The sequence below is a fragment of the Hymenobacter rubripertinctus genome (genome assembly GCF_003583925.1).
Lineage (GTDB): Bacteria > Bacteroidota > Bacteroidia > Cytophagales > Hymenobacteraceae > Hymenobacter > Hymenobacter rubripertinctus.
The window spans coordinates 72,206-93,412 of record NZ_QYCN01000002.1; the positions used below are offsets into that span (position 1 = coordinate 72,206).

Below are 21,207 nucleotides of genomic sequence, written 5' to 3' on the forward strand. Positions count from 1 at the left end.
GTACCGTTTCCGGCACTGGCCCTTTGCCAATAGCTGATAGCTAAACCCGGTGCCCTTACGCCAACACCAACGTCCGCTCCACCCGCACCTGCTCATTGGCCGAATCAGTAAAGACGAACTGCACCCGCTGCCCGGCCGTGGCGTTGTTGAACGTGAACGACATCTCATCTCCATTGCGGAAGTCGTAGGCATAAGGCGCGAAGTCGTTGACCAGGTGGTAGCCGCCCGAGGGCGCGCTGGCCTGCACCACAATAGTGAAGTTGCCGCCGCCTACGTCCTGGGCCCGCAACTGGCTGATGGCAATGCCCGACCCGGTTTCGGCTGGCTGCAAAGCCGCCGGGGGCGGCGTCAGAATGACAATCGGCGGCGTGGGCACCGTTTCCCCGAACAGCGCCTCCGGTGCCAGCGGCTGCCCGCCGTTGCCGTCGGGCGTGGGGTTAAAGAGCTGGACTTCCTCGCCCGGCGTACTCTCGCCCAGGAAGGTGCTCAGCTGCTGGGCTAGGCCGGCCGCCCGCAGCGAATGCACCAGCAGCGTTTCGGTGGAAAGATCCACCCCGTAGAGCAGGTTAATCCGGTTAGTCCGCTCGCGGGCGTCGAAGGCCCCGGCCAGGGCGGCCGTCAGCTGCCCGGCGGCCTTGCGGGCGCGGGCATCAAAGCGGGCCCGGAGCCGGATAGCGTCTTTCGTGCGCTTGTCGGCCTGTTTCTGATAAGCACTTTTAGGCATGGTCGTAGAAGTTTAGAAAGGAAAAATGCAAGTAGGCGGACAATTCAGGGCGGTAGCGTTGCTGGTATTCAGCGCCTACTCAGCTCCTATACAGCTCCCAGGCTTGTCTCGTCAGCCGCAACCGGCCGGAATGCAAAACCGCCCCGGCCAGCTACAGCCAGACCGGGGCGGCGTTGCGCACCATTGCTTAGGCCACCTGGACCTGCGTCGTCGCCGAAGCGTCCGAGCCGTCGGCGCGGTAGGCAAAGGCCAGCACCATCAGGTCGGCGGGCTGCACGCCAACCAGCGTATCATCCTCCAACTCGATGCTGCCATCCCCCCGGCCGGTCTCCTCGTCGGCGGCGGCCACCACCCGGCCCGTGGCCTTATTGATGACCACGGCCTTCACGGCGTCGGTATCCAGGGCCGAGTTGCCGTTGCTGTTGTCGAAGTAGCTTACCTTGACCTTGCCCAGCGCTGGGTCGAGCACGGCCGCCACCCGGGAGAGCGGTTCCACGTTGCCCCCCGAGAGCACTAGTTTGGTGTAGTCCACCGAGGCCACCCCCAGCGCATCAGCCGACGTGTTGTAGAAGTTCTGCTGAATGAAGCGGTTGTAAGCTGACACCGAACCCTGGGGCATCAGGCCCTTGCGGATCGGGATGCTGAGGGCGCGGAACAGGTCGGCCAGCTTCTTGAAGCGGCTGCGCGTGTTCTGCTGGGCGGGCGTGCTGCTGTTGTTGCTGCCCACCTTCTGGCGCATGATGTTGAGGCCCCCGCGCGAGGCGAAGGTGATGCCCCCCGCACTACCTTCGATAGTGCCGAGTACGGAACGAATACGTGCCATGGTAAAAGGGAAAAAGAGGGTTGAAAGGAGAAAACCGGTCCGGCTGTTTCATTCGCGGAGCTACCAGGCACAGCCACGCCAGGCACTCGCTTTTTCCTGTTTGTTGAAGGCCCGCCAGATTCCCGGCCGCACCACCTTGGCAGCCCCGCACCGCCACAGCCCGCGCCGCTGGCGCTGGGCCAGCTCCTGCAGCCCGGCCAGCGCTGGCACTGCTTGCCCCGGCTCGTAAGCCCAGGCCCACCCGCGCACCACCACTAGGCTATCCAACCGCAGCCACCGCCGCCTGAATGGCCCGGCCAGCGGCCCGGCACTCATCCCAACGCGTAGGCTGGTCAGCGTCCGGCCATAACTATCCTGCCCCAACCGCTCGACTTCTAGTACCCGGCCAATGAGCAACCGGGCCACCGAGTCGGCGGCCTGCTTGCCGAAGGGCTGGCTCAGCTCCGGCGCGTCCACGCCCGGTAGGCGCACCCGCACCAGCCCGGCGGGCAGCAGCACCTCGTAGGTGTCGGCGTCCAGCACCCGGCGCACAGTGCCATATTCCGGCCCGGTGCCCCGCCGCGGAGCCGCCGGCACGGGCTTCGGGGCGGCGCCCACGGGTACCGCCACCGCGCGCACCGTCTGGGCCGGCGCGGGCAGGCTGGTAGTCAGCAGTAGGTAGGCCGTAAATAGTGAAATCAGCTGCATAGGCCGAACTTACCTCCGTACGGCGCGGGTTCGTATCTTCATAATCCGATAGTATCCCACAATACCCGTTATGCCCCAGGTCTGTGTATTTCCCAAGGACGTGGCCTCGCTCACCGGCCACAGCTACGACGGCGCCAAGCGCCTGCTCCAACGCCTGCGCCGCCAGTTGGGCAAGCCCGCAGGCTCCTACGTGTCGGTGGGCGAGTTCTGCCGCTTCACCGGTCTGCCCGAGCAGGAGGTAGCCGCCGCCCTGCGCTGATTTTATCCTTACCCATCCGATGCTGCCCGCCTTTCGCCCCCTGCTGCTCACCATCCTGCTGGCCCTGCTGCCGCTTCTGGTAGGGTTTGCCGTCAATGCGGCCGCCCCGCACCCGCCCACGGCGGCGCTGGTGGCCGGCCGTTGCACCCGCTACTGCCACGACCACGCCTGCCCGCACACCACACTGGCCACCAGCCCGGCCTACTACCGGCTGCGCCCGCTCTACGGGCTCACCATCCGGGCACTGTCGGCCGGCGGGGGCGGGACGGCCTACGTGATAGCCAACCTGCTCGTGTACTTGGTGGTTATCCCGTTGTTGCTGCTGCGCCTGACCTACGCCGTACTGCGCGACGCGCTGCTGCTGCGCCGCCTGCCTACCGCCCCGATTAATGACTAGCGCCGTGTTTTCTCTAATCTTGCGCCTGGGCCGGCTGGCCTACTGGTACTGCGTCGACTTCATGGTGAACCTGGCCGACCTCACCGGCATGAGCTACCCCGAGGCTAACACCTGGGTGCTGCTGCTGCTCATCCCCGGGCTGCTGGTGTTGCTGCTGCTGGTGCGCGCGTGGCAGCGCCGCCGCCTGCGTCAGTTGCGCTAACTGCTTACCCACCGCCCACGAAAACGGCCCACCACACCGGCGGGCCGCATCGTTGTCGTATAGTGGGCCCCTTTTAAGCCGCTGACGGCTCCACGGCGCAAATCTGGCTGTCCAGGCCTGCGGAGCTGTCCGTAACCGCCTCACCGTCCCAGATCCGCCGCATCGTCTGGTGCTGAAAGTCCTCAATAATCTTGGCGTAAATCAGCGTGGTCTGAATTTTCTTGTGGCCCAGCACCTTCTGCAGCACTTCCACCGGCATACCGCGCAGCAGGCTTTGGGTAGCGAAGGTGTGGCGGGCCGTGTGCATGGTCACCAGCTCACAGGTCGGCACCGCTGAGCGCGAAATCCCCCCATTGCCCGTACTCACCAGGTCGGCGGCTCTGGTCAGGCCCGCCAGCCGGGCCACCCGCTTTAGGTACTTATTCATCACCTGGTTGGGATGCACCGGCAACAGGCGCAGCTGCTCCGGGTCGGCATACTGATCGAGGATGGCCGAGGCCGCCGCGCTCAGGTAGATACTCACCCCGGCCCGCGTCTTGCTCTGCACCAGCCGCAGCAGCCGCCCCCCGTTCCACTCCTGCAGGTTGCCCGCGTGCAGCGCCGACACATCGGAGTAACGCAGCCCCGTGTAGCAGCAGAACAGAAACACGTCCCGCGTGGCCACCAGGTTGGCCGGCAGCATCGCCGAAGCCAGCGCCTCCAAATCAGCCGCCGACAAGTACAGCTTCGGCGTGTCGGCCGGCTTGGCCACCAGCTTGCGCAACTCAATCCCCACGGCCACGCCCCGCTCGTCTCGCAGAAACCGCAGGAATGATTTCAGGTCCTTCACCGCCGTATAAATGCTGTTGGGCGCCAGGGCCCGCACTTCCCGCAGGTAGCTGAGCAGCGCATCGTGCCGGGCCAGGTCGTAGGTTACGGGGTCCAGGAAGGCCCCGCTGTAGGCCTCGAAATCCGTAAACCAGTTGCGAGCCACCAGGTGCTGGCGCAGCGTTTCCCGCGAGTAGCCCCGCGCCCGCATGGCCTGCCGGTACTGCTCGTAGAGCCCGTACACCGACGCCGCTTCGGGCGGGGCCGGCGCCAGCTGCGGACGCAACACCAGCCGCAGGCCGGTCAGCGTGGGCACTTCACCCACCGCCCGCAGCTTGCGCCACCACGCCAGTACGTTGTCGGCCAACAGCTTCAACCCGTCATTGGCATCTTCGAACAGGGGGTAGGAGCTGCGAAACTTCTGCTTGTCGATATTCCAGTCGGCTGGCCGGCACATTTCCCCGGTTCCACACTTGAGGCGGACACTATCGAAATACACTACTAAATGCACCGGACAGAGGCCAGCCTTGTTTTTCTTGTCGGTGCGAAGGACAAACTGAGTCACCATAAACGGGGGGCGTTATGGGGGGCGTTGCTCCCCCCAGGAGTTGAAGGATTCGCACCAGGAGAGACCGAGACCCCTAGACGCAAAAAACCCGGAAAACGCCTTTCTCGGTGCGAGAAAGCATTTTCCGGGTGCTTCGGTAGGGATAATATGAGCCTCCTGTCGGGATCGAACCAACGACCTACTGATTACAAGTCAGTTGCTCTACCAGCTGAGCTAAGGAGGCGGGGAAGTGGCACAAAAGTAGGCGGCCGGAGGGAAGGAGCCAAACTATCGGGTGGATTTTTCGCCGCCTAAAAACTAACTGGTTGAATTTCCGCTAACTAAAAACGTCCTCCTGCGCTAAGCAGGAGGACGTTTTTAGTTAGCATCCGGAGCCGCTTAGCTGCGAACAGCGCGCAACTGACGCTTCAGGCCGTCGATGCGGGCTTCGGCTTCGTCGATGCGGCCCTGGTACTCCTCGCGGAGCTGGTTGGCATTCTTGGAACGGGCGAAGAACTCCAGGTTCGTTTTGAGCGTCGAAATATCGTTTTCCAGCTCATTGATTTCCCGGCGCAACGTCTGTTCCTTCTTGTAGAGTAGTTGCTGCGAGTCGGGGGAAGCCTTTAGGCGCTCAACTTGCAGGCTGAACAGCAGGTCGGTGCGGTCGGCGTAGGAGAGGCCAGGTACCTGGGTGAGGTACTGGTCCATGAGGGCCTGGAACCGTTCCTCGGCCTGGTGGCCGCCGTGTGCGGTGGTCCCGTCGAAGGCGCGCCACTCGGCTACCTGCTGGCGGAACCCTTCGAGCGAGCCGGGCTGATCGGCGGAGAGGGTGGCTACGGTTTCGGTGACCTGGCTCAGGTGCTGGGTCTGCTCCTGGCTGAGCTGCTGGGACTTCTGCTCGCGCTGGCGACCTTCCTCTTTCTTGCGGTCAAAGAAGGCGTCGCAGGCGGTGCGGAAGCGGTGCCAGACCTTGTCCGACTGCTTCTCGGGCACCCGGCCAATCAGCTTCCAGTCCTTTTGCAGGCGGATAACGGTCTGGCGGGCCTCCTCCCAATCGGGACTTTGCAGGGCGGCCTCGGCTTGCTCGCAGAGGTCGATTTTGCGCTTGAGGTTGGTACTTTTCTCCTCGTCGAGAGCCTTGAAGAACTGGTTCTTCTTCTGGAAAAAGCCCTTGTAGGCTCCCCAGAACTGCTTGTTCATCTGCTCAGCCTTGTCGCGGGGCACGAGGCCGGCGGCGTCCCAGGCTTCCTTGAGCTTCTGGAGCTCGTCGGTTTTGGCGCGCCACTCGTTCACGCGCTCCGTCTCGAAGTCGCCGAAGGGCAGCAGTTGGGCCAACAACTCCGTTTTGCGCGTCAGGTTCGCGTTTTCCTGGCCCTGGCGGGCCGAGAGGAACTCCTGCTTGCGGGCATGCACCTGCTCGGAGGCCTGCAAAAACCGCTGCCAGAGCGTTTCGCGCTGCTCGTTGGGCACGGGGCCGATGTGCTTCCACTCCTCGTGGAGCTGGCGCAGCTCCTGCAGGGCCTTATTGATGCTGCTCTGCTGGGCCAGGGCCTCGGCCCGGACGATGAGGACCTCCTTGGCTTCCTGGTTGCGGCGACGGTCCAGCTCCTTCATCTCGAAGAAGAGGCCGCGGTTGTTGTAATAGATGTCGAGCAGGGCGTGGTAGCTGTTCCAGAGCTCCTGGGCGTCCTGCTGGGGCACGGGGCCGGTGGCCTTCCAGTCGTTTTGCAGGGCCTTGATGCGGGCCGAGCTGTCCTTGGTTTCGGCTGATTCCACCAGCTGGCGCAGCTGGGAGAGCAGGTATTGCTTGTGGGCCAGGTTCTTGCCGCGCTGCTCGTCCTCGGCTTTGGCGTCGCGGACCCGGGAGTCGCGGAATTCCTGGTAGGCTTTGGCCAGCTCGGCGTGGCCCTCGGGACCGGCGTAGGAGAATTCTTCCTCCGCGCCGCCGGCCTCCGTGAACTGCTGGCGGCTGCTGGTGCGCCCGGCTTTGGTGGCGGCATCGTAGCGGCGGTAGAAATCGGAAATGGACTTGCGGTTCTTGCGGGCCTGGGGGTGGCGCAGCAACTCCAGCAAATGGGCGGCCTGGGCGGGCAGGTCGAGGCTGTCGAAATCAACGGCCGGGGCGGCGGGCTGCCTGGCGGGCGCGGCCTCTGGGGCCGCGTCAGTAGTAGCGGCTTCATCGGAAGACGTATGCAGAGAACCCACGGTGGGCGCGTTTTCCAGGGCCTCGGCCACGGTTTCGGTGGGCGCTACTTCTATAACCGGCGTTACGTGCGGGGCTTCGGCCTCCGGCGGCTCGGGAGCGGCGGCGGGCTGCACTGCAGGGGCCGCTTCAATTTCGCCATGGGGAATGGTGTCGTAGTGGGCCATGGCCCGGGCTTCGCCGGCTGAATGCACTTCAGGCGCGGCCGGGTTCTCGGGCAGATGAGTGGCCGATTCCATCAGGGCATTGGCTTCGGTCGAGCCAGACTCGGGCGTGGTTGCTTCGGTGGTTTCAGCGTCCGGCTCGGCCGTGCCGGCCCCGGCGGGCTGGTTGGCGGGTAGGGGCGGGGTGCCCTGGCCAGGGCGCTCGGTCACGTCATCGGCGGTCGGGGCGGCCGGGCGGGCACTGAGTTCGGCCAGGCGGCGCTCCAGAATCTGCTGGGGCGACTCCGCCGGGGCGTTGGAATCCGTGGCGTTGGGGGTCGGTTGGTCGGGTTGCATACGAATCAGAAAGGAAGACCCCGCGGCGGCGGGGTACTGGATGAGGCGTTAGTTCAGGCGCGGGTCGGTGGGGTAGTTGGACAACATCCGGTAGCGGCCGCCCTTTTCCCGCAGGATGGCCTGCCAGAAGGCATCGGTAGTCAAAGTAAACACTTTCGCGGCAGCATTGGGGTGTACAATCCAGACATTTTCCCGCACTTCCTGCGCCAACTGGCCCGTTGTCCAGCCCGAATAGCCCACGTACAGGCGCACCTGATCGGGGGAAAGCTGGCCCTGAAGCAGTTGCTCCAGCAGCCGGCCGAAGTCGCCGCCCCAGGCCACCGAGTCGCCCAGCGCCACGGCCTGGGGCAGGTCGGGGAGCTGGTGCAGGAAGTGGAGCGTGTCGGGCTGCACGGGGCCGCCAATGCCCAGGGGCGTGGCCGCCGCGGGCAGGGCCGCGCCGCCGGGCAGTTCCAGCACGTCGCTGAGCTGGAGGTTGGCGGGGCGGTTGAGCACCAGGCCAAACGAGCCTTTCTGCTCCGAATGCGCGCAGAGCAGCACTACGGTGCGCTCAAAGTTGGGGTCGTTGAGAAAGGGCTGGGAAATGAGCAGACTACCAGGACGAAGACGCGGCATGGGTCAGGCGGGTTTTGGTGAGCGAAGCCCCGCCCGGCCCGCCCGGGGGAGCAGCAAGGTCGGAAAAGATTCGGATTGACTTCGTTGCCTTTGCCTACGTTGGCCAGGGGGGGGCGGGTTCCCGGGCCGCCCGCATTGTGCTACCTTTGGCGGCCCGGAGCTACCAGCGCAAAGCCGGCAGTTGGCTGAACATGCTGCCTGAACATGCTGCCTGAACATGCTGCCTGAACATGCTGCCTGAACATGCTGCCTGAACATGCGTGCGACTTGCGGCTTGTAGCTGAAAGCCTGTAGCTCCTTGATTAAGCTTCCTTCCGACCATGAACGACCAGCAACTGGCCGATTTGCGCCAGACCTACTCCCAGCGCACGCTCACCGAAGCCGACGTGCTGCCCGATCCGGTGGCCCAGTTCCGGCGCTGGCTCGATGAGGCCCTCGCCGCCCGCCTCGACGAGCCCACGGCCATGACCCTGGCCACCGTGGACCAGGCCGGGCAGCCCGCCGCCCGCATTGTGCTGCTCAAAGGCCTGCCCCACAACGAAGGCTTCCTGTTTTTTACGAATTACGACTCGCGCAAGGGCCGGGAGCTGGCCACCAGTCCGCTGGCGGCGCTCACCTTTTTCTGGCCGGGCCTGGAGCGGCAGGTGCGCGTGGAGGGCCGGGTAGAAAAAGTGCCGGAGTCGGATTCCACCACCTATTTCCAGAGCCGCCCCCGCAGCAGCCAGATCGGGGCCTGGGCCTCGCCCCAGAGCCAGCCCATTGCCAGCCGCGACTACCTGGAGCAGCGCGAGCAGCAGGTGGCCGCCCGTTTTGCGGACCAGCAGCCCCTGCCGCGGCCCGAGTTCTGGGGCGGCTACCTGCTGCGCCCCCACCGGGTGGAGTTCTGGCAGGGCCGCCCTTCGCGCCTCCACGACCGGATTGTGTACGAGCACACCGGGGCCGCCTGGAACCGCCACCGCCTGGCTCCCTAGCGCTGCGCGCAATTAGAAAGTAAAAGGGAAACATATGGAAAGCCCGTCTACCTGTTTGGGGGTAGAAAAATTTACGAGTCGGTTTTATGGTGAGTCAGACCAGTGCAGAATTTTTAATTTTTCACGTTTAAATTTTAACTCCTTTTCTCCTCTTGGCCGAAATTCAACCTCTGCGGGGCTGGCGGTATAGCCCCGAGCTTAGCCAGCGGATTGACCAGTACGTGTCGCCGCTTTTCGATGTGGTGTCGCCCCGGCAACGGGAGGCCCTCTACCAGAACCCGCTCAACAGTATCCACCTCTCGGTGCCCCGGGGCGAGGACCCGGCCGGCGCGGCGCTGGCCCGCCTGCAACAGTGGCAGCAGCAGGGCATCCTGCGCCAGGACGAGTTGCCGGGCATCTACGCCTACTACCAGTATTTCCGGTTGCCCGGCAGCGCCCGCGAATACTGCCGCAAGGGCTTTATGTGCCACATCCGGGCTTCCGACTGGGCCGAGAACGTGGTGCTGCGCCACGAAAACACGCTGCCCGCCGCCGTCAACGACCGGGCCGAGCTGCTGGCCCGCACCGAGTTTGAAAGCAGCGCCACCCACGGCCTCTACCGCGACGATACCTTCGAGCTGGAGCGCTACCTCGATGAGGCCATGCTGAACCCGCTCTACGAAACGGCGGAGGACTACCAGGGGGCCCGCGACGTGCTGGCCGTGATTCAGGATGCGCGCGTGATCCGGCGGTTTCAGCAGGTGCTGGCGGGGCGGGAAGTGATTCTGGCCGACGGCCACCACCGCTACGAGGGCTCGTTGGCGTATCGGCAGGCCCGCCGGGCGGCGGCCGGGACGGCCTACACGGGCCAGGAAGCCTGGAACTACCACCTGATGTACCTGACCAACGCCGCCGCCGACGACCTGCGGATTCTGCCCACCCACCGCCTGCTGCTGGAACTGCCCGGCATCGGTGGGCCGGCCGAGCTGCTGGCCCGGCTGGCCCCGTACTTCACGGTGCTGCCGCTGGAGGACCCCTACGGCCTGCCCGAACGCATTGCCGGCAAACCCTGGGCTTTCGGGCTGTACCTGGGCGAAGGGGAGGTGTACAAAATCCGCCTCCGGCCCGAAGTGCACACCCAACTCGACTGGCTGACGACGCCCGAGGTGAAGGCCCTCGACCTGACGGTGCTGCACTACTTCGTGCTGGAGCGGGTGCTGGGCGTTGCGGGTCCCGAGGCCCAGCGCCAGTGGCCCGGCGTGGCCTACGTGCGCAACTTCCCCGAGTGCCTGACGCGCGTGGACCGGGGCGAGGCCCGAGCGGCCTTCATCACCAACGAGGTGAGTATGGCCGAGGTGGAGCGCGTGTGCCATTCGGGGGCCGTGATGCCGCCCAAGTCCACGTTCTTCTACCCCAAAACCATCGGCGGGTTCCTGTTTGCCAGCATCAGCGAGGCCGAAACCACGGCCCCGTTCTCCTCCGTTTTTCACTCCTAACCCCGGCATCGGCCCGGCGCGTTGCGCGCGCGGCCGGCCGGCCGGCTTTTTTGCCTATGACCCCAACGAATGCGGCCGGCCGGCCCCGGCTGGTACTCGCCTCCGGCTCGCCCCGCCGCCACCAGTTGCTCACCGACCTGGGCCTGCGCTACGAAGTGCGCCTGCGCGAGGTGGACGAATCCTTCCCCGCCCGCCTGCGCCGGGCCGAAGTAGCCGAGTACCTGGCCGCCCACAAAGCGGCCGCCTACGCCCCCGACCTAGCCGCCGATGAGCTAGTGCTCACCGCCGATACCATCGTGTGCCTCGACGAGGACGTGCTCAACAAGCCCGCCGACGAAGCGGAAGCCGTGGCCATGCTCCAACGCCTGCAGGGCCGTGCCCACGAGGTGTACACCGGCGTGTGCCTGCGCCACGCCGATGGCCGCCAGGTGGTGTTCTCCGACGTGACCCGGGTGCACTTCCGGGCGCTTTCCACCGCCGAAATCGAGCATTACGTCCGCCAGTACCAGCCCCTCGACAAAGCCGGGGCCTACGGCGCTCAGGACTGGATCGGGATGGTGGCCGTAACGCGCTTGGAAGGCTCCTACTTCAACGTGATGGGCCTGCCCGTGCACCGCGTCTGGGAAGAGTTGGCCAAACTGGGCGCGGTAGGCGTGTAGTTCGCCAGAGGCCAGTCAGTAAAAACAACGTCATTCCGGGCAGTGCCCGGAATGACGTTGTTTTTACTGACTGATTTTCTTGTGGAGGCCGTTTACTGGGCCTCGAGGCGGCGCAGCAGGTCCTGCTGCACGGCCTGCCACTGGGGCAGCTGGCCCGAGGTCTGCCACAGTTCCTGAAGCTCCGACTTGGCGGATTGCGCCAGCGCGGCGCGCACGGCCCGGCGGGCCAGGTCGGTGAGTTCGTCATCATCGCTCACGTCCAACTCGTCGGTGAGGGCTAGCTGGTCGGCGGGAAAATCGGGGGCCGGGCTGCCCAGCCACGCCGCCACAATTTCGGCGGCGATCAGGGCCACGGCAGCGGCATCCCGCTCCAGGTAGTTTTCCTCCTCGGCAGCCGTTATCAGGGCTTCCAACAGCTGTACTTCGCTGGGGTCATCGGCAAAGTCGGCCAGGAAATCCGCCGCGTCATCGTTATCAAAGTTGTACAAAGCCATCTACGGGTTCGGGGTTGGGGGAGTCAGGAAGGGCAGATCGGATAGAAACGAATCCGGAAAACCAAAGGTAGTGGTTCCCGCTTTCCTGGTCCTGCTGCCGTACTTGCTCCCTACTCACTCAGCGGCAGCTCCGGTAGCGGCTGGTGGGGGCGGGCGTAGCCGTAGCGGGCCACGGGCCGGGCTTCGTAGTACGTATCGAGGCCGCTCAGGGCCACGGTGCCGGCGGCGGTGAGGTCGAGCGAGCCATCGGTGCGCAGCACGCCGGACGCATCGGGCAGGTACAGATGCGCCACCTGCCCGATGAGCAGCACCGTGCCGTTGGCCTCAATGGGCACTTGCTGCACCAGCTGCAACCCGATTTTTAGCCGGCTCTCCCGCACGTAAGGGGCCGGGAAGTCATCAAGGTACTGCTCCGTCAGGCCGGTGGCCGCAAACTCAGAAACCTCCCGGGGGAAATTGGCGGAGGTGAGGTGGGCGGCGCGGGCGATGCCGGCGTGCACGTGGTTGAGGGTGTAGGTGCCGCCGGCCCGGATGTTGTCGTAGGAGTGGCGCTCCACCGAGGGCGGCCGCATCACCAGGCCCAGCAGGGGCGGGTTGGAACCCAGGTGCACCACCGAGCTGATAACGGCCAGGTTGCTCTGTCCGGCGGCCCCCACGGTGCCCAGCAGATTAACCGGCTTGAAGCCCGTAATGGCGTTGATGAGGTTGAGCCGGTACACCTTCCCGAATTGGCGGATGTCGTCGGCGGTAAAATGAGGCATAGCGGCGGGTGGCGTGAAAAGATGGGGGAGATTAACCACCACCGGCCACGAAAGGTTATCTCTGCATGATTTCGCCGGCGCGATTAATAAAACATAAATCACTTCGCTAATTACCCCAAAAGGCTCCGCCGCTCTAATTAAATTAAAGCGGCGGAGCCTTTTGGATAATTAGCGAAGTCCGTATTACGGCATCAATACGCTGTCGATTACATGAATTACGCCGTTGCTCTGCATCACGTCGTAAGTCGAAATAGTGGATACGTTGCCCTTCTCATCTTTGAGAACAACATTCTTGGGGCCGTTCATCATGGCCTTCAGCGTACCCCCGCTCACGGTTTTGAGCGTTGCGGTGCCTTTGCCGGCCTTGATGGCGGCCATAATCTTATCGGCCGTCATGTTGCCGGCCACCACGTGGTAGGTCAGGATTTTGGTGAGCGTGGCTTTGTTTTCGGGCTTGACCAGCGTTTCCACGGTGCCGGCAGGTAGCTTGGCAAAGGCCGCGTCGGTGGGAGCAAATACCGTGAAAGGGCCTTTGCTTTGCAGAGTTTCAACCAGGCCGGCGGCTTTCACGGCCGCTACCAGGGTTTTGTGGTCCTTGGAGTTGACCGCGTTTTCGACGATGTTCTTGTTGGGGTACATGGCCTCGCCGCCCACCATTACGGTATTGGGTGCCATCTTGGCCTGGGCCGAAGCGGTAGAAGCGGAAGCGGCACCGAGCAGGGCCACGAAAGTGAGGGAAAACAGGTGCTTTTTCATCGGAAATAGAAGGGAGTTGAAGGAAAGTCAGGAACTTATTTGCCCTCACTTACGCCACCATATTCCCCTCCGGATTCACCCCTGCCTGAAAATAATTCTGCGCCTCATGCAATAGCGGAGTTAATAAATTGACCCAGCGGGTTTTTAGGATAAAAAAGCAGGTTGCCCGTTGGTGATAAAGCCGGTGGTCATGCGGGATAAAAGCTGAATTTATTTGCCCTCATTCGAACAAAACGGCGGCCAGCCGGGCATCCCGCTTATATATATCCGGTAAGAAAACCAGCCGTCCGTTGTCCGTTTCGCAGGTATAATACCGCAGGTAGATGGGCAGGCTGCGCTGTAACTCGAACGTTTGCTTCTGGTGGGCTTTCACGCTTTGGTAGAGCCCCGTCAGCTCCCGGGCCCGACCTTCCCGGCGGAGCAGGTAGTCGGCCAGCCGGAAGGGGTTTTCCACTCGCACGCAACCGTGGCTGAGGGCGCGCCGGGGCTGAGTGAAAGCGCCGCGGGCGGGCGTATCGTGCAGAAATACGGTGTGCTGGTTGGGGAAGTAGAACACCACGCTGCCCAGGGCGTTGAAGGAGCCCGCCCGCTGCCGGATGGCGTACACGAAGGTTTCGGGCGTGATTTTCTTCCAGTTGATGTCCCAGGGATTCACCAGCCGGTTGCGGCCGTCGTAGAGGCGGTAATGGTGGTCGTAGAGGTAGCCGGGGTCGCGCTGGAGCTCCGGCAGAAACTCCCCCACGGCAATACTATAAGGTACCCGCCACTCGGGCGCCACCACAAACACCACTACCTGGCTGCTGAGCACGGGCGTGGCGAATTCGGGTTTGCCCACAATCACCCGCTGGGTGAGCACCACCTGGCTGCCGCGCACGAGCTGGAGGCGGTAGGCGGGAATGTTGACGACGGCGTACTCGGAGTCGGCGGGGGCGTTCCAGCGCAGGCGCTCCAGGTTCAGGGCCACCCGCCGAAATCCGGCCGTCGTGTCCTGCATCAGCCGGGCCGAATCCAGGGGCGAGGCGTGCAGGGTCCGGACCCAGGCCGTCTGGAGCAGGCGGTAGGCGCGGGTAGCCGGTTGGTTGAGCAGCATGGCCCGCCGGAAATCGGGGGCGTCGAGGGCGGCGTGCAGCCGGTCGGCCGTGGCCTGGGCTACCAGGCTATCGGCGGGCGGACGGGGCGTGAGCGAGTCGGGCATGAGCCGCCCGTACCGTATCTCGCTCAGGTAGCGCAGCAGCGCGTCGGTGAGGTGGAGTTCGGCCCGGGCCAGGTCGGCGGCCGGCAGGGCGGGCTGCTGCGGGAGTTCGGGTAGCTGGGGGCTGAGGTAGCGGGCCGGGGCGAGGCCCACGTCGGCCGACCGGTGCAAAAGGGCCAGCGCCTGCCGGGCCCGGGGCGTCCAGCCCGAGTCCTGCACCCAGTACGTGGTGGACTCGTGGTGGCGGTAGAAGGTGCGGACGGTGGCTCCGGCCCGCAGGCCCAGCCGCTCATACGTTGCCAGTGCCGCCGGACTGGCAGCAAGCAGTTGGCGCAGCTCGGCCCGGGCGCCGGTGGGCGCGCCGGCCGGGCCGGGTCGGGCCGTTTCCCGGGCGTCGGCCGGGCTTCCTGCTAAGGCCAGGGCCAGTAGGGTCAGCTGTACAATCCTTCTGATCGGGTCCATGGGGCAGGGGAGAGCAGATGACGGGAACCCGGGCCTGCACAGTCTGACGCCGGAAACCCGGTTCCTGATCCGGCGGAAGTTTCCGCCGGCACGAGGTTATTGCTATAAGTTCGCCAAAAAATTCTATTTATCCTAGTGCAGTTCCCAACTGATACCGGGAGAACCGTTGCCCAGGCAGTACCCTATTTCAACCGGGCGTCAAAGGGATGAGGCTCCACGCTGAGTACCCGCAGCCGGCGGGCGTGGTCGGCATGCAGGGGGTTGAGCAGGTAGTTCCACTCGTCGGGGGCGTGGGCCGAGGGCACGCGCAGGATCCAGTGCGTGCCCGCCGTCAGCCAGGCGCGGCCCAGTTCGGCCAGCTCCGCCGGGTAGGGTACCTGCTGCCAGTTGTCCGGCAGATCGGCCGGGTGGTATTGCAGGTAAGGCGTGTCGTCGGGAATTTCCAGCGTGAGGGCGAAATACCGGCGGGGCAGTACCGGCGAATTGGCCAGTACCTCCAGCTTCGCCAGCGACAAATGCTCGGCCGTGTACAGAATCTGACTGCCGATGCGGTGCCAGCGCCCCCCGTAATACAACCCGCCCTGCCCCGACGTATCCGCTATATAAGGAGCCTTGCCCAGTCGGTAGAGCTTCATTTTTTTGAGCTGATAGCTGATAGCTGATAGCTGATAGCGTCTCAGGCGGAAGTGTTTTCGTTTGAATGAACGGGAGCTGACAGCTAACAGCTATCGGCTATCAGCTCAAAATGAAGCTCTAAGAAAAGTGCCCGTGTTCGATGCGGCCCAATACGTCCTGCACCTGGGCGCGGCCGATAACGGAGTGCAGCAGGTCTTTGGGCTTCTGGCTGCCCAAGGCCGGGATGGGGGAGTTGAGCCAGAAGTGAAAATCGGCCTCCTCCTCGAATACGTCCATCCCTTTGGCCAGCACGGCCGAGAGCTGAATGGCCTTTTCGCCTTCGTCCAGGGTCAGGGGCTTGTGGGTTTGCTCGCGCCGGGTCAGGGTACTTTCCGACACGCCCAGCACCACGCTCATCTCCCGGTTGGAAAAGCCCAGGTGGCGCTGCAATGCCCGCACGGCCTGCACCGAAATGCCCTTGATGGCCACGGCCAGCAGGTCCATCTCATTGCGAACGAGCTGCGGAATAACGGCCGGGCCGCCCATCAGCTCCACCATGCTCGCGACGGAAGTAGTTCGAACGATTGTCATTTGCGTACTCATTAAACGTCATTTGAAGGCAATATACAACTAAACTACGACATCCGGGCGCTGGTCCCCGGGGCGGGGTGGGGCGAGGAACGGTTTTGCCGTACTTTTGCCCGAAACCCGTTTTATAGCTTCGTATGGCCCTTTCTCCCGCCGATTCCCAACTCATTGCCCGCACGGCCGCTTTCATCCGCGACAAATTCCTGCACGAAGGCTCCGGCCACGACTGGGAGCACATCCGGCGGGTGTGGGAAGTAGCGCGCCGCATGGCGGCCCACACGCCCGGAGCCGATCCGCTCGTAACCGAGCTGGGCGCGCTGCTCCACGACGTGGCCGACTGGAAGTTCCACGGCGGTGATGAGGAGGCCGGCCCCCGGGCGGCCCGGGCGTGGCTGGCCAGCGAGCAGGCCAGCCCCGTGGTACTGGATCGGGTGGAGGCCATCATCCGCGAAATCAGCTTTAAGGGGGTGGGCGTGGCCACGCCCATGAGCAGCGTGGAAGGCGAACTGGTGCAGGACGCCGACCGCCTCGATGCCATCGGGGCCATTGGCGTGGCCCGGGCGTTTGCCTACGGGGGCCACAAAAACCGCCCTCTCCACGACCCCGCCGTGGCCCCCGTCAGCCACGACTCGTTCGAGAGCTACAAGCAGAACACGGCCCCCACCATCAACCACTTCTACGAAAAGCTGCTCCACCTGCGGGAGCGGATGAACACGCCCGCCGCCCGCCGCGTGGCCGAGGAGCGCCACGCCTACCTGGAGCAGTTCCTCGGGCAGTTCCTGCGCGAGTGGGAAGGGGAGGATGTGGGATAGTAGAAAGCGGTTACACGTTTCTTTCAGCCACATCGTACACACTGTACCTGTTTATGTCGAAGTCCGGTAGTCTGATCATGTTTGCGTTTGGGCTGGCGCTGAGCGGCTGCACGCACTCTCCGCCACCAGTCCAAACGCAACTCCCGGTCCAACTCAACCGGACGCTCAAACACGAGCTGGATAGCCTACTGGTGGTGGACCAGTACTACCGGGAATGGGTGATGCGTGCCGGCACCCCGGACGGGCTGGCCAGCGTGGCCCGGGAGCTGCATCAGCCGGCGGACCAGGTAGCCGGGTATCTGAGCGAAAGAATGCTGACCACGGACTCGGCCACGATCCGGCGGGTGAGCCAGGTGATCGGCCAGTATGGGTATCCGGGGAAGTCGTTGGTGGGGGAGCCCACGCATGAAGCGGCCTTCTACGTGATTCAGCACTCCAACCGCATTGGGCGCTACCTGCCCCTGATCCGGCAGGCGGCCGAAAAGGGCGAACTCCCGTTCCAGAAATTTGCTATGCTGCTGGACCGCCAGCTCATGAACGAGAACCGGGAGCAGGAGTACGGCACGCAGGGAGTGGGGTTTGAGGCCACGGACCCGGCTACGGGCCAGAAAAGCTACCAGAAACTGATCTGGCCGATTAAAGACCCGGCCACCGTGAACGAGCGGCGGCGGGCGGCGGGCTTCGAGCAGACGGTGGAGGAAAATGCCCGGCGGCTGGCTATTCCCTACCGCGTGTACACGCTGCAACAGGTGCAGAAAATGAAGCAGCCCTGAAGCGCTACCGGTTCTGCCACTTTCCATTCCAGCACGCTCCAAGCCCCGATGCCCGATGCCAACCCACAACGTCACCACCATTCTCTTCGACCTCGATGATACGCTGTTCGACCATACCGCTACGGCCCGGGCGGCGCTGGCGGCCACGGCCGCGCAGCGGCCCTCATTGCGGGCGGTGCCGGCCCAGGTGCTCTACCAGCGTTACAGCGACTTGCTGGAGGAACTTCACCCGCGGGTAATGAGCGGGGAAATCCCGTATCTGGACGCGCGGGCGCTGCGGTTCCGGCGCTTACTGGCCCTCTACGAGGCGGAGCCCAGCGCCGCCGAGCTGGCGGCGCTGGCCGAGCAGCATTACGGGCACTACCGCCAGGTGCGGCAGGCGGTGCCCGGCGCGCTGGCCCTGCTGCGCCGGCTGAAACCCGACTATAAAATCGGGGTCGTCACGAACAACCGCACGGCCGAGCAGCAGCAGAAGCTGACCTTCCTGGAAATGGACGGGCTGGTAGATGCGCTCATCACCTCGCAAGCCGTGGGCGTGCTCAAGCCCGACCCCGCCATGTACCATGTGGCCCTGGAACAGCTGGGAGCCGGGGCGGCCGAAACCGTGATGGTCGGCGACAACTGGGCGGCCGATGTGGTGGGGGCGCTGGCCGTGGGTATCCGGCCGGTGTGGCTCAACCGCCACGGGCTGGTAAAGCCGCTGCCGGAAGTGGCGGAGCTGACGAGCCTGGAGCCGCTGGCCTCGGTTTGGGAGCAGCTCACGGGCCGGGCCGGGGCGTAGGTGGAAGTAGTTGCCGGCTGCCGCTGCTTCTGCGGTCGGCCTGCTCCTTTATTTGGTATCTTTACCGTGATGAATACACGTCTGTTGCTCTCCCGGCTAAGCCTGCTGGCGCTTACGGCCCTGCTGGCCGTTTCCTGCCGTACCTGTCCCATTGAGGCCTGCCACACCCGTAAGGTGCACACGCACAATGGCACCAAGTTCCGGGGCCAGCCCTGGTTCAAGAAGCAGAACCCGGCCATCGGCGAGAAAATAAAGACCCACAACCCCCAGTCGGGCCAGCACAAAAACGACCGGAGCAAAACGCTGAAATAAGCGCCTTTCGCACCCCGTAAACCGGGGTTTAACGGCGGCAGAACGCGGTTTTTTGTGTATCTTGCAGGCTTAACGAAGTTCACACTCACGGGCCGGCCAGCTCCTCCATTCGGGGCTGGCCGGCCGACTACATGCTCCCTATGGCGGAAGGCGAAAAAATCATTCCGATCAATATCGAAGATGAGATGCGTGGGGCTTACATCGATTACTCGATGTCGGTTATCATCTCCCGGGCCTTGCCGGATGTGCGCGACGGCCTCAAACCCGTGCATCGCCGCGTGCTCTATGGCATGTCCGACCTGGGCGTATCCTACAACAAATCCTACAAGAAAAGCGCCCGCATCGTGGGCGAAGTGCTGGGTAAGTACCACCCCCACGGCGACTCCTCGGTGTACGATACCATGGTACGCATGGCCCAGGAGTGGAGCCTGCGCTACCCGCTCGTGGACGGGCAGGGTAACTTTGGCAGTATCGACGGCGACTCGCCGGCTGCCATGCGTTACACCGAAGCCCGCCTCAAGCGCCTGGCCGACGAGCTACTCGGCGACCTCGACAAGGATACGGTGGACTACCAGCCCAACTTCGATGACTCCCTGGAGGAGCCCTCGGTGCTGCCGGCCAAGTTCCCCAACCTGCTCGTCAATGGCACTACTGGTATTGCCGTGGGCATGGCCACCAACATGGCCCCCCACAACCTGACCGAAGTGGTGGACGGTATCGTGGCCTACCTGGGCAACCCCGACATCACCATTGCCGAGCTCATGGAGCACGTGACGGCCCCCGATTTCCCGACCGGCGGCACCATTTACGGCTACGAGGGCGTGAAGCAGGCATTCGAAACCGGCCGCGGCCGCGTCGTCATGCGGGCCAAGGCCCACTTCGAAACCACCCCGACCGGCAAAGAGCAGATCGTCATCACCGAAATTCCCTACATGGTGAACAAGGCGTCGATGATCGAGAAGACGGCCGGTCTGATCAACGACAAGAAAATTGAAGGCATTGCCGACCTGCGCGACGAATCCGACCGCGACGGCATGCGCATCGTGTATGACCTGAAGCGGGATGCCATGCCCACGGTCGTGCTCAACAATCTTTACAAGTACACCCAGCTGCAAAGCTCGTTCGGCGTCAACAATGTGTGCCTGGTAAAGGGCCGCCCGATGACGCTCAACCTCAAGGAGCTGATTCACTACTTCGTGGAGCACCGTGCCGATGTGGTAGTGCGCCGCACCCGCTACGAGCTGGCCGAGGCCCAGAAGCGCGCCCACATCCTGGAAGGCCTGCTGATTGCCCTCGACCATCTCGACGAAGTAATTGCCCTCATCCGCAGCTCGCGCGACGGCGAAGTAGCCCGCCAGGGCCTGATTGAGCGGTTCTCGCTGAGTGAAGTGCAGGCCCGGGCCATCATGGATATGCGCTTGCAACGGCTCACCGGCCTGGAGCGCGACAAAATCGTGGCCGAGTACAACGAGCTGATGAGTCTGATTGACCATCTGAAAGCCGTGTTGGCTTCCGATGACATGCAGCGCGACATCATCCGCCAGGAACTGGCCGAAATCAAGGAGCGCTACGGCGACGCCCGTCGCACGGTCATCGAGTACGCCGGCGGCGACTTCTCGATGGAAGACATGATTGCCGATGAGGCTATGGTCATCACCATCTCCCGTGAAGGCTACATCAAGCGCACCGCCCTCGACGAATACCGGACCCAGGGTCGGGGAGGAGTGGGCGCCCGGGGGGCGGCTTCCAAGCAGGACGACTTCACGGAGCACCTGTTCGTGGCCACCACCCACGAGTACCTGCTGTTCTTCACCGAAGCCGGCCGCGTGTTCTGGCTCAAAGTGTACGAAGTGCCGGAAGGCGGCAAGAATACCAAGGGCCGCCCGATTCAGAACCTGATTGAGATTCCGCGTGAGGACAACATCCGCTCCGTGCTCAACGTGCGTGGCCTGCGCGACCCGGACTACCTGGACAATACCTTCCTGATGTTCTGCACTGAGAAGGGAACGGTGAAGAAAACGCCCCTCGAAGCGTATTCGCGCCCCCGCACGGCCGGTATCAATGCTATCACCATCAACGAAGGCGACCGGCTGCTCGACGTACAGTTGCTCAACGGCAACTCCGAAGTAGTGCTGGCCCTGCGCTCCGGCCGGGCCGTGCGTTTCCCCGAGCACAAAGTGCGCTCCATGGGCCGCACGGCCGCCGGCGTACGCGGCATCACCCTGGACGAAGGCATGGCCGACGACCGGGTGGTGGGTATGGTCTGCCTCGATAAGGAAAGCGAGCAGGAATTGCTGGTCGTATCCGAAAATGGGTACGGCAAGCGCAGCCCACTCGATGAGTACCGCATCACGAACCGGGGCGGCAAGGGCGTCCGGGCCATGAAGCTGACCGACAAAACCGGCTTGCTGGTGACTATTAAGGCCGTGGATGACACGGACGACCTGATGATTATCAACAAATCGGGCATTACTATCCGCCTGCGCATGAGTGAGTTGCGCAGTATTGGCCGTGCTACCCAGGGTGTGCGGCTGCTGAAAATCAGCAGCGGCGACGAAATTTCTTCGGTGGCTAAAGTGGCGGCTGAGGAAAAGGAAATCGACCCGGAAACCGTGGCGCTGGAAGGGGAGACCCCGAACGGAAACGCGGACGGGGAGGGGCCGGCTACCATGCCGGACACGGACCTGACCGGCCTGACGGATCCTGATTTGCTCAGCGCTAATTAACTTGCGACGGCAGAACTCCCCCGGGAGTTCTGCCGTTTGCGTTACAATTCCTTTCCACCAAACCGC

At 63.9% G+C, this 21,207-nt stretch carries 23 protein-coding genes and 1 tRNA gene; 11 read left to right on the forward strand and 13 right to left on the reverse strand.

Going from position 1 to position 21,207, the window contains the following annotated elements:
- Positions 1-55: 55 nt before the first annotated feature.
- From D0T11_RS01440 to D0T11_RS01450, 3 genes are all read right to left on the reverse strand, one after another.
- Positions 56-724, reverse strand: coding sequence for a hypothetical protein (locus D0T11_RS01440; RefSeq protein WP_119654002.1), 669 nt, complete (start codon positions 722-724; stop codon positions 56-58).
- A gap of 187 nt (positions 725-911) precedes the next feature.
- Positions 912-1,547 carry a DUF6266 family protein gene (locus D0T11_RS01445; RefSeq protein WP_220473691.1) on the reverse strand — a complete coding sequence of 212 codons (636 nt, stop codon included), beginning with the start codon at positions 1,545-1,547 and terminating at the stop codon, positions 912-914.
- Between the two features lie 60 nt (positions 1,548-1,607).
- The gene (locus D0T11_RS01450) at positions 1,608-2,234 is read right to left on the reverse strand and encodes a thermonuclease family protein (protein WP_119654003.1); all 627 of its coding nucleotides are present in this window, start codon (positions 2,232-2,234) and stop codon (positions 1,608-1,610) included.
- Between the two features lie 70 nt (positions 2,235-2,304).
- Here D0T11_RS01450 and D0T11_RS01455 point away from each other — a divergent pair, with 70 nt between their 5' ends.
- From D0T11_RS01455 to D0T11_RS01465, 3 genes are read left to right on the forward strand one after another with little or no spacing between them, the layout of a single operon-like run.
- Positions 2,305-2,493 carry a hypothetical protein gene (locus tag D0T11_RS01455; RefSeq protein ID WP_119654004.1) on the forward strand — a complete coding sequence of 63 codons (189 nt, stop codon included), beginning with the start codon at positions 2,305-2,307 and terminating at the stop codon, positions 2,491-2,493.
- 19 nt (positions 2,494-2,512) lie between these two features.
- The gene (locus D0T11_RS01460) at positions 2,513-2,890 is read left to right on the forward strand and encodes a hypothetical protein (protein WP_119654005.1); all 378 of its coding nucleotides are present in this window, start codon (positions 2,513-2,515) and stop codon (positions 2,888-2,890) included.
- A gap of 4 nt (positions 2,891-2,894) precedes the next feature.
- Complete coding sequence (locus tag D0T11_RS01465; RefSeq protein WP_147374471.1) at positions 2,895-3,092, forward strand: hypothetical protein; 198 nt, start codon at positions 2,895-2,897, stop codon at positions 3,090-3,092.
- Between the two features lie 73 nt (positions 3,093-3,165).
- On the opposite strand, the gene D0T11_RS01470 is transcribed toward D0T11_RS01465, so the two are convergent.
- From D0T11_RS01470 to D0T11_RS01485, 4 genes are all read right to left on the reverse strand, one after another.
- A complete protein-coding gene (locus D0T11_RS01470; protein WP_119654007.1) occupies positions 3,166-4,467 on the reverse strand; it encodes a tyrosine-type recombinase/integrase in 1,302 nt (433 codons plus the stop codon).
- Between the two features lie 150 nt (positions 4,468-4,617).
- Positions 4,618-4,690, reverse strand: a tRNA-Thr gene (locus D0T11_RS01475).
- Positions 4,691-4,845: 155 nt separating this feature from the next.
- Positions 4,846-7,149 (reverse strand): DUF349 domain-containing protein, encoded by a 2,304-nt coding sequence (locus D0T11_RS01480; protein ID WP_119654008.1) that lies wholly within the window; start codon positions 7,147-7,149, stop codon positions 4,846-4,848.
- Between the two features lie 48 nt (positions 7,150-7,197).
- Positions 7,198-7,764, reverse strand: a complete 567-nt coding sequence (locus D0T11_RS01485; RefSeq protein ID WP_119654009.1) for a YqgE/AlgH family protein — start codon at positions 7,762-7,764, stop codon at positions 7,198-7,200.
- A gap of 320 nt (positions 7,765-8,084) precedes the next feature.
- On the opposite strand from D0T11_RS01485, the gene pdxH reads away from it, so the two are divergent.
- The 3 genes from pdxH to D0T11_RS01500 all read left to right on the forward strand — a co-directional run bounded on the left by pdxH (position 8,085) and on the right by D0T11_RS01500 (position 10,869).
- Positions 8,085-8,735 carry a pyridoxamine 5'-phosphate oxidase gene (pdxH, locus tag D0T11_RS01490; protein ID WP_119654010.1) on the forward strand — a complete coding sequence of 217 codons (651 nt, stop codon included), beginning with the start codon at positions 8,085-8,087 and terminating at the stop codon, positions 8,733-8,735.
- A gap of 152 nt (positions 8,736-8,887) precedes the next feature.
- Positions 8,888-10,210, forward strand: coding sequence for a DUF1015 domain-containing protein (locus D0T11_RS01495; RefSeq protein WP_119654011.1), 1,323 nt, complete (start codon positions 8,888-8,890; stop codon positions 10,208-10,210).
- 56 nt (positions 10,211-10,266) lie between these two features.
- Entirely contained in the window at positions 10,267-10,869 is a 603-nt protein-coding gene (locus D0T11_RS01500; RefSeq protein WP_119654012.1) for a Maf family nucleotide pyrophosphatase, read from the forward strand.
- 92 nt (positions 10,870-10,961) lie between these two features.
- Here D0T11_RS01500 and D0T11_RS01505 read toward each other — a convergent pair whose 3' ends face one another.
- From D0T11_RS01505 to parS, 6 genes are all read right to left on the reverse strand, one after another.
- Positions 10,962-11,363 (reverse strand): DUF4259 domain-containing protein, encoded by a 402-nt coding sequence (locus tag D0T11_RS01505; protein ID WP_119654013.1) that lies wholly within the window; start codon positions 11,361-11,363, stop codon positions 10,962-10,964.
- A 110-nt stretch (positions 11,364-11,473) separates the two neighbouring features.
- Positions 11,474-12,124, reverse strand: coding sequence for a flavin reductase family protein (locus tag D0T11_RS01510; protein ID WP_119654014.1), 651 nt, complete (start codon positions 12,122-12,124; stop codon positions 11,474-11,476).
- 183 nt (positions 12,125-12,307) lie between these two features.
- The gene (locus D0T11_RS01515; RefSeq protein ID WP_119654015.1) at positions 12,308-12,880 is read right to left on the reverse strand and encodes a fasciclin domain-containing protein; all 573 of its coding nucleotides are present in this window, start codon (positions 12,878-12,880) and stop codon (positions 12,308-12,310) included.
- A gap of 220 nt (positions 12,881-13,100) precedes the next feature.
- The gene (locus tag D0T11_RS01520) at positions 13,101-14,534 is read right to left on the reverse strand and encodes a L,D-transpeptidase scaffold domain-containing protein (protein WP_119654016.1); all 1,434 of its coding nucleotides are present in this window, start codon (positions 14,532-14,534) and stop codon (positions 13,101-13,103) included.
- A gap of 182 nt (positions 14,535-14,716) precedes the next feature.
- On the reverse strand, positions 14,717-15,169 hold the full coding sequence (locus D0T11_RS01525) for an RES family NAD+ phosphorylase (RefSeq protein ID WP_119654017.1): 453 nt from the start codon (positions 15,167-15,169) through the stop codon (positions 14,717-14,719).
- A gap of 118 nt (positions 15,170-15,287) precedes the next feature.
- The gene (gene parS / locus D0T11_RS01530; protein ID WP_119654018.1) at positions 15,288-15,740 is read right to left on the reverse strand and encodes a type II RES/Xre toxin-antitoxin system antitoxin; all 453 of its coding nucleotides are present in this window, start codon (positions 15,738-15,740) and stop codon (positions 15,288-15,290) included.
- A gap of 134 nt (positions 15,741-15,874) precedes the next feature.
- Here parS and D0T11_RS01535 point away from each other — a divergent pair, with 134 nt between their 5' ends.
- The 5 genes from D0T11_RS01535 to gyrA all read left to right on the forward strand — a co-directional run bounded on the left by D0T11_RS01535 (position 15,875) and on the right by gyrA (position 21,141).
- Entirely contained in the window at positions 15,875-16,549 is a 675-nt protein-coding gene (locus D0T11_RS01535; RefSeq protein WP_119654019.1) for an HD domain-containing protein, read from the forward strand.
- Between the two features lie 53 nt (positions 16,550-16,602).
- A complete protein-coding gene (locus D0T11_RS01540; RefSeq protein WP_147374472.1) occupies positions 16,603-17,322 on the forward strand; it encodes a DUF6624 domain-containing protein in 720 nt (239 codons plus the stop codon).
- Between the two features lie 55 nt (positions 17,323-17,377).
- Entirely contained in the window at positions 17,378-18,103 is a 726-nt protein-coding gene (locus tag D0T11_RS01545; RefSeq protein ID WP_119654021.1) for an HAD family hydrolase, read from the forward strand.
- 69 nt (positions 18,104-18,172) lie between these two features.
- Positions 18,173-18,415, forward strand: coding sequence for a hypothetical protein (locus D0T11_RS01550; protein ID WP_147374473.1), 243 nt, complete (start codon positions 18,173-18,175; stop codon positions 18,413-18,415).
- 140 nt (positions 18,416-18,555) lie between these two features.
- Entirely contained in the window at positions 18,556-21,141 is a 2,586-nt protein-coding gene (gene gyrA / locus D0T11_RS01555; protein ID WP_119654023.1) for a DNA gyrase subunit A, read from the forward strand.
- Positions 21,142-21,207 lie beyond the last annotated feature (66 nt).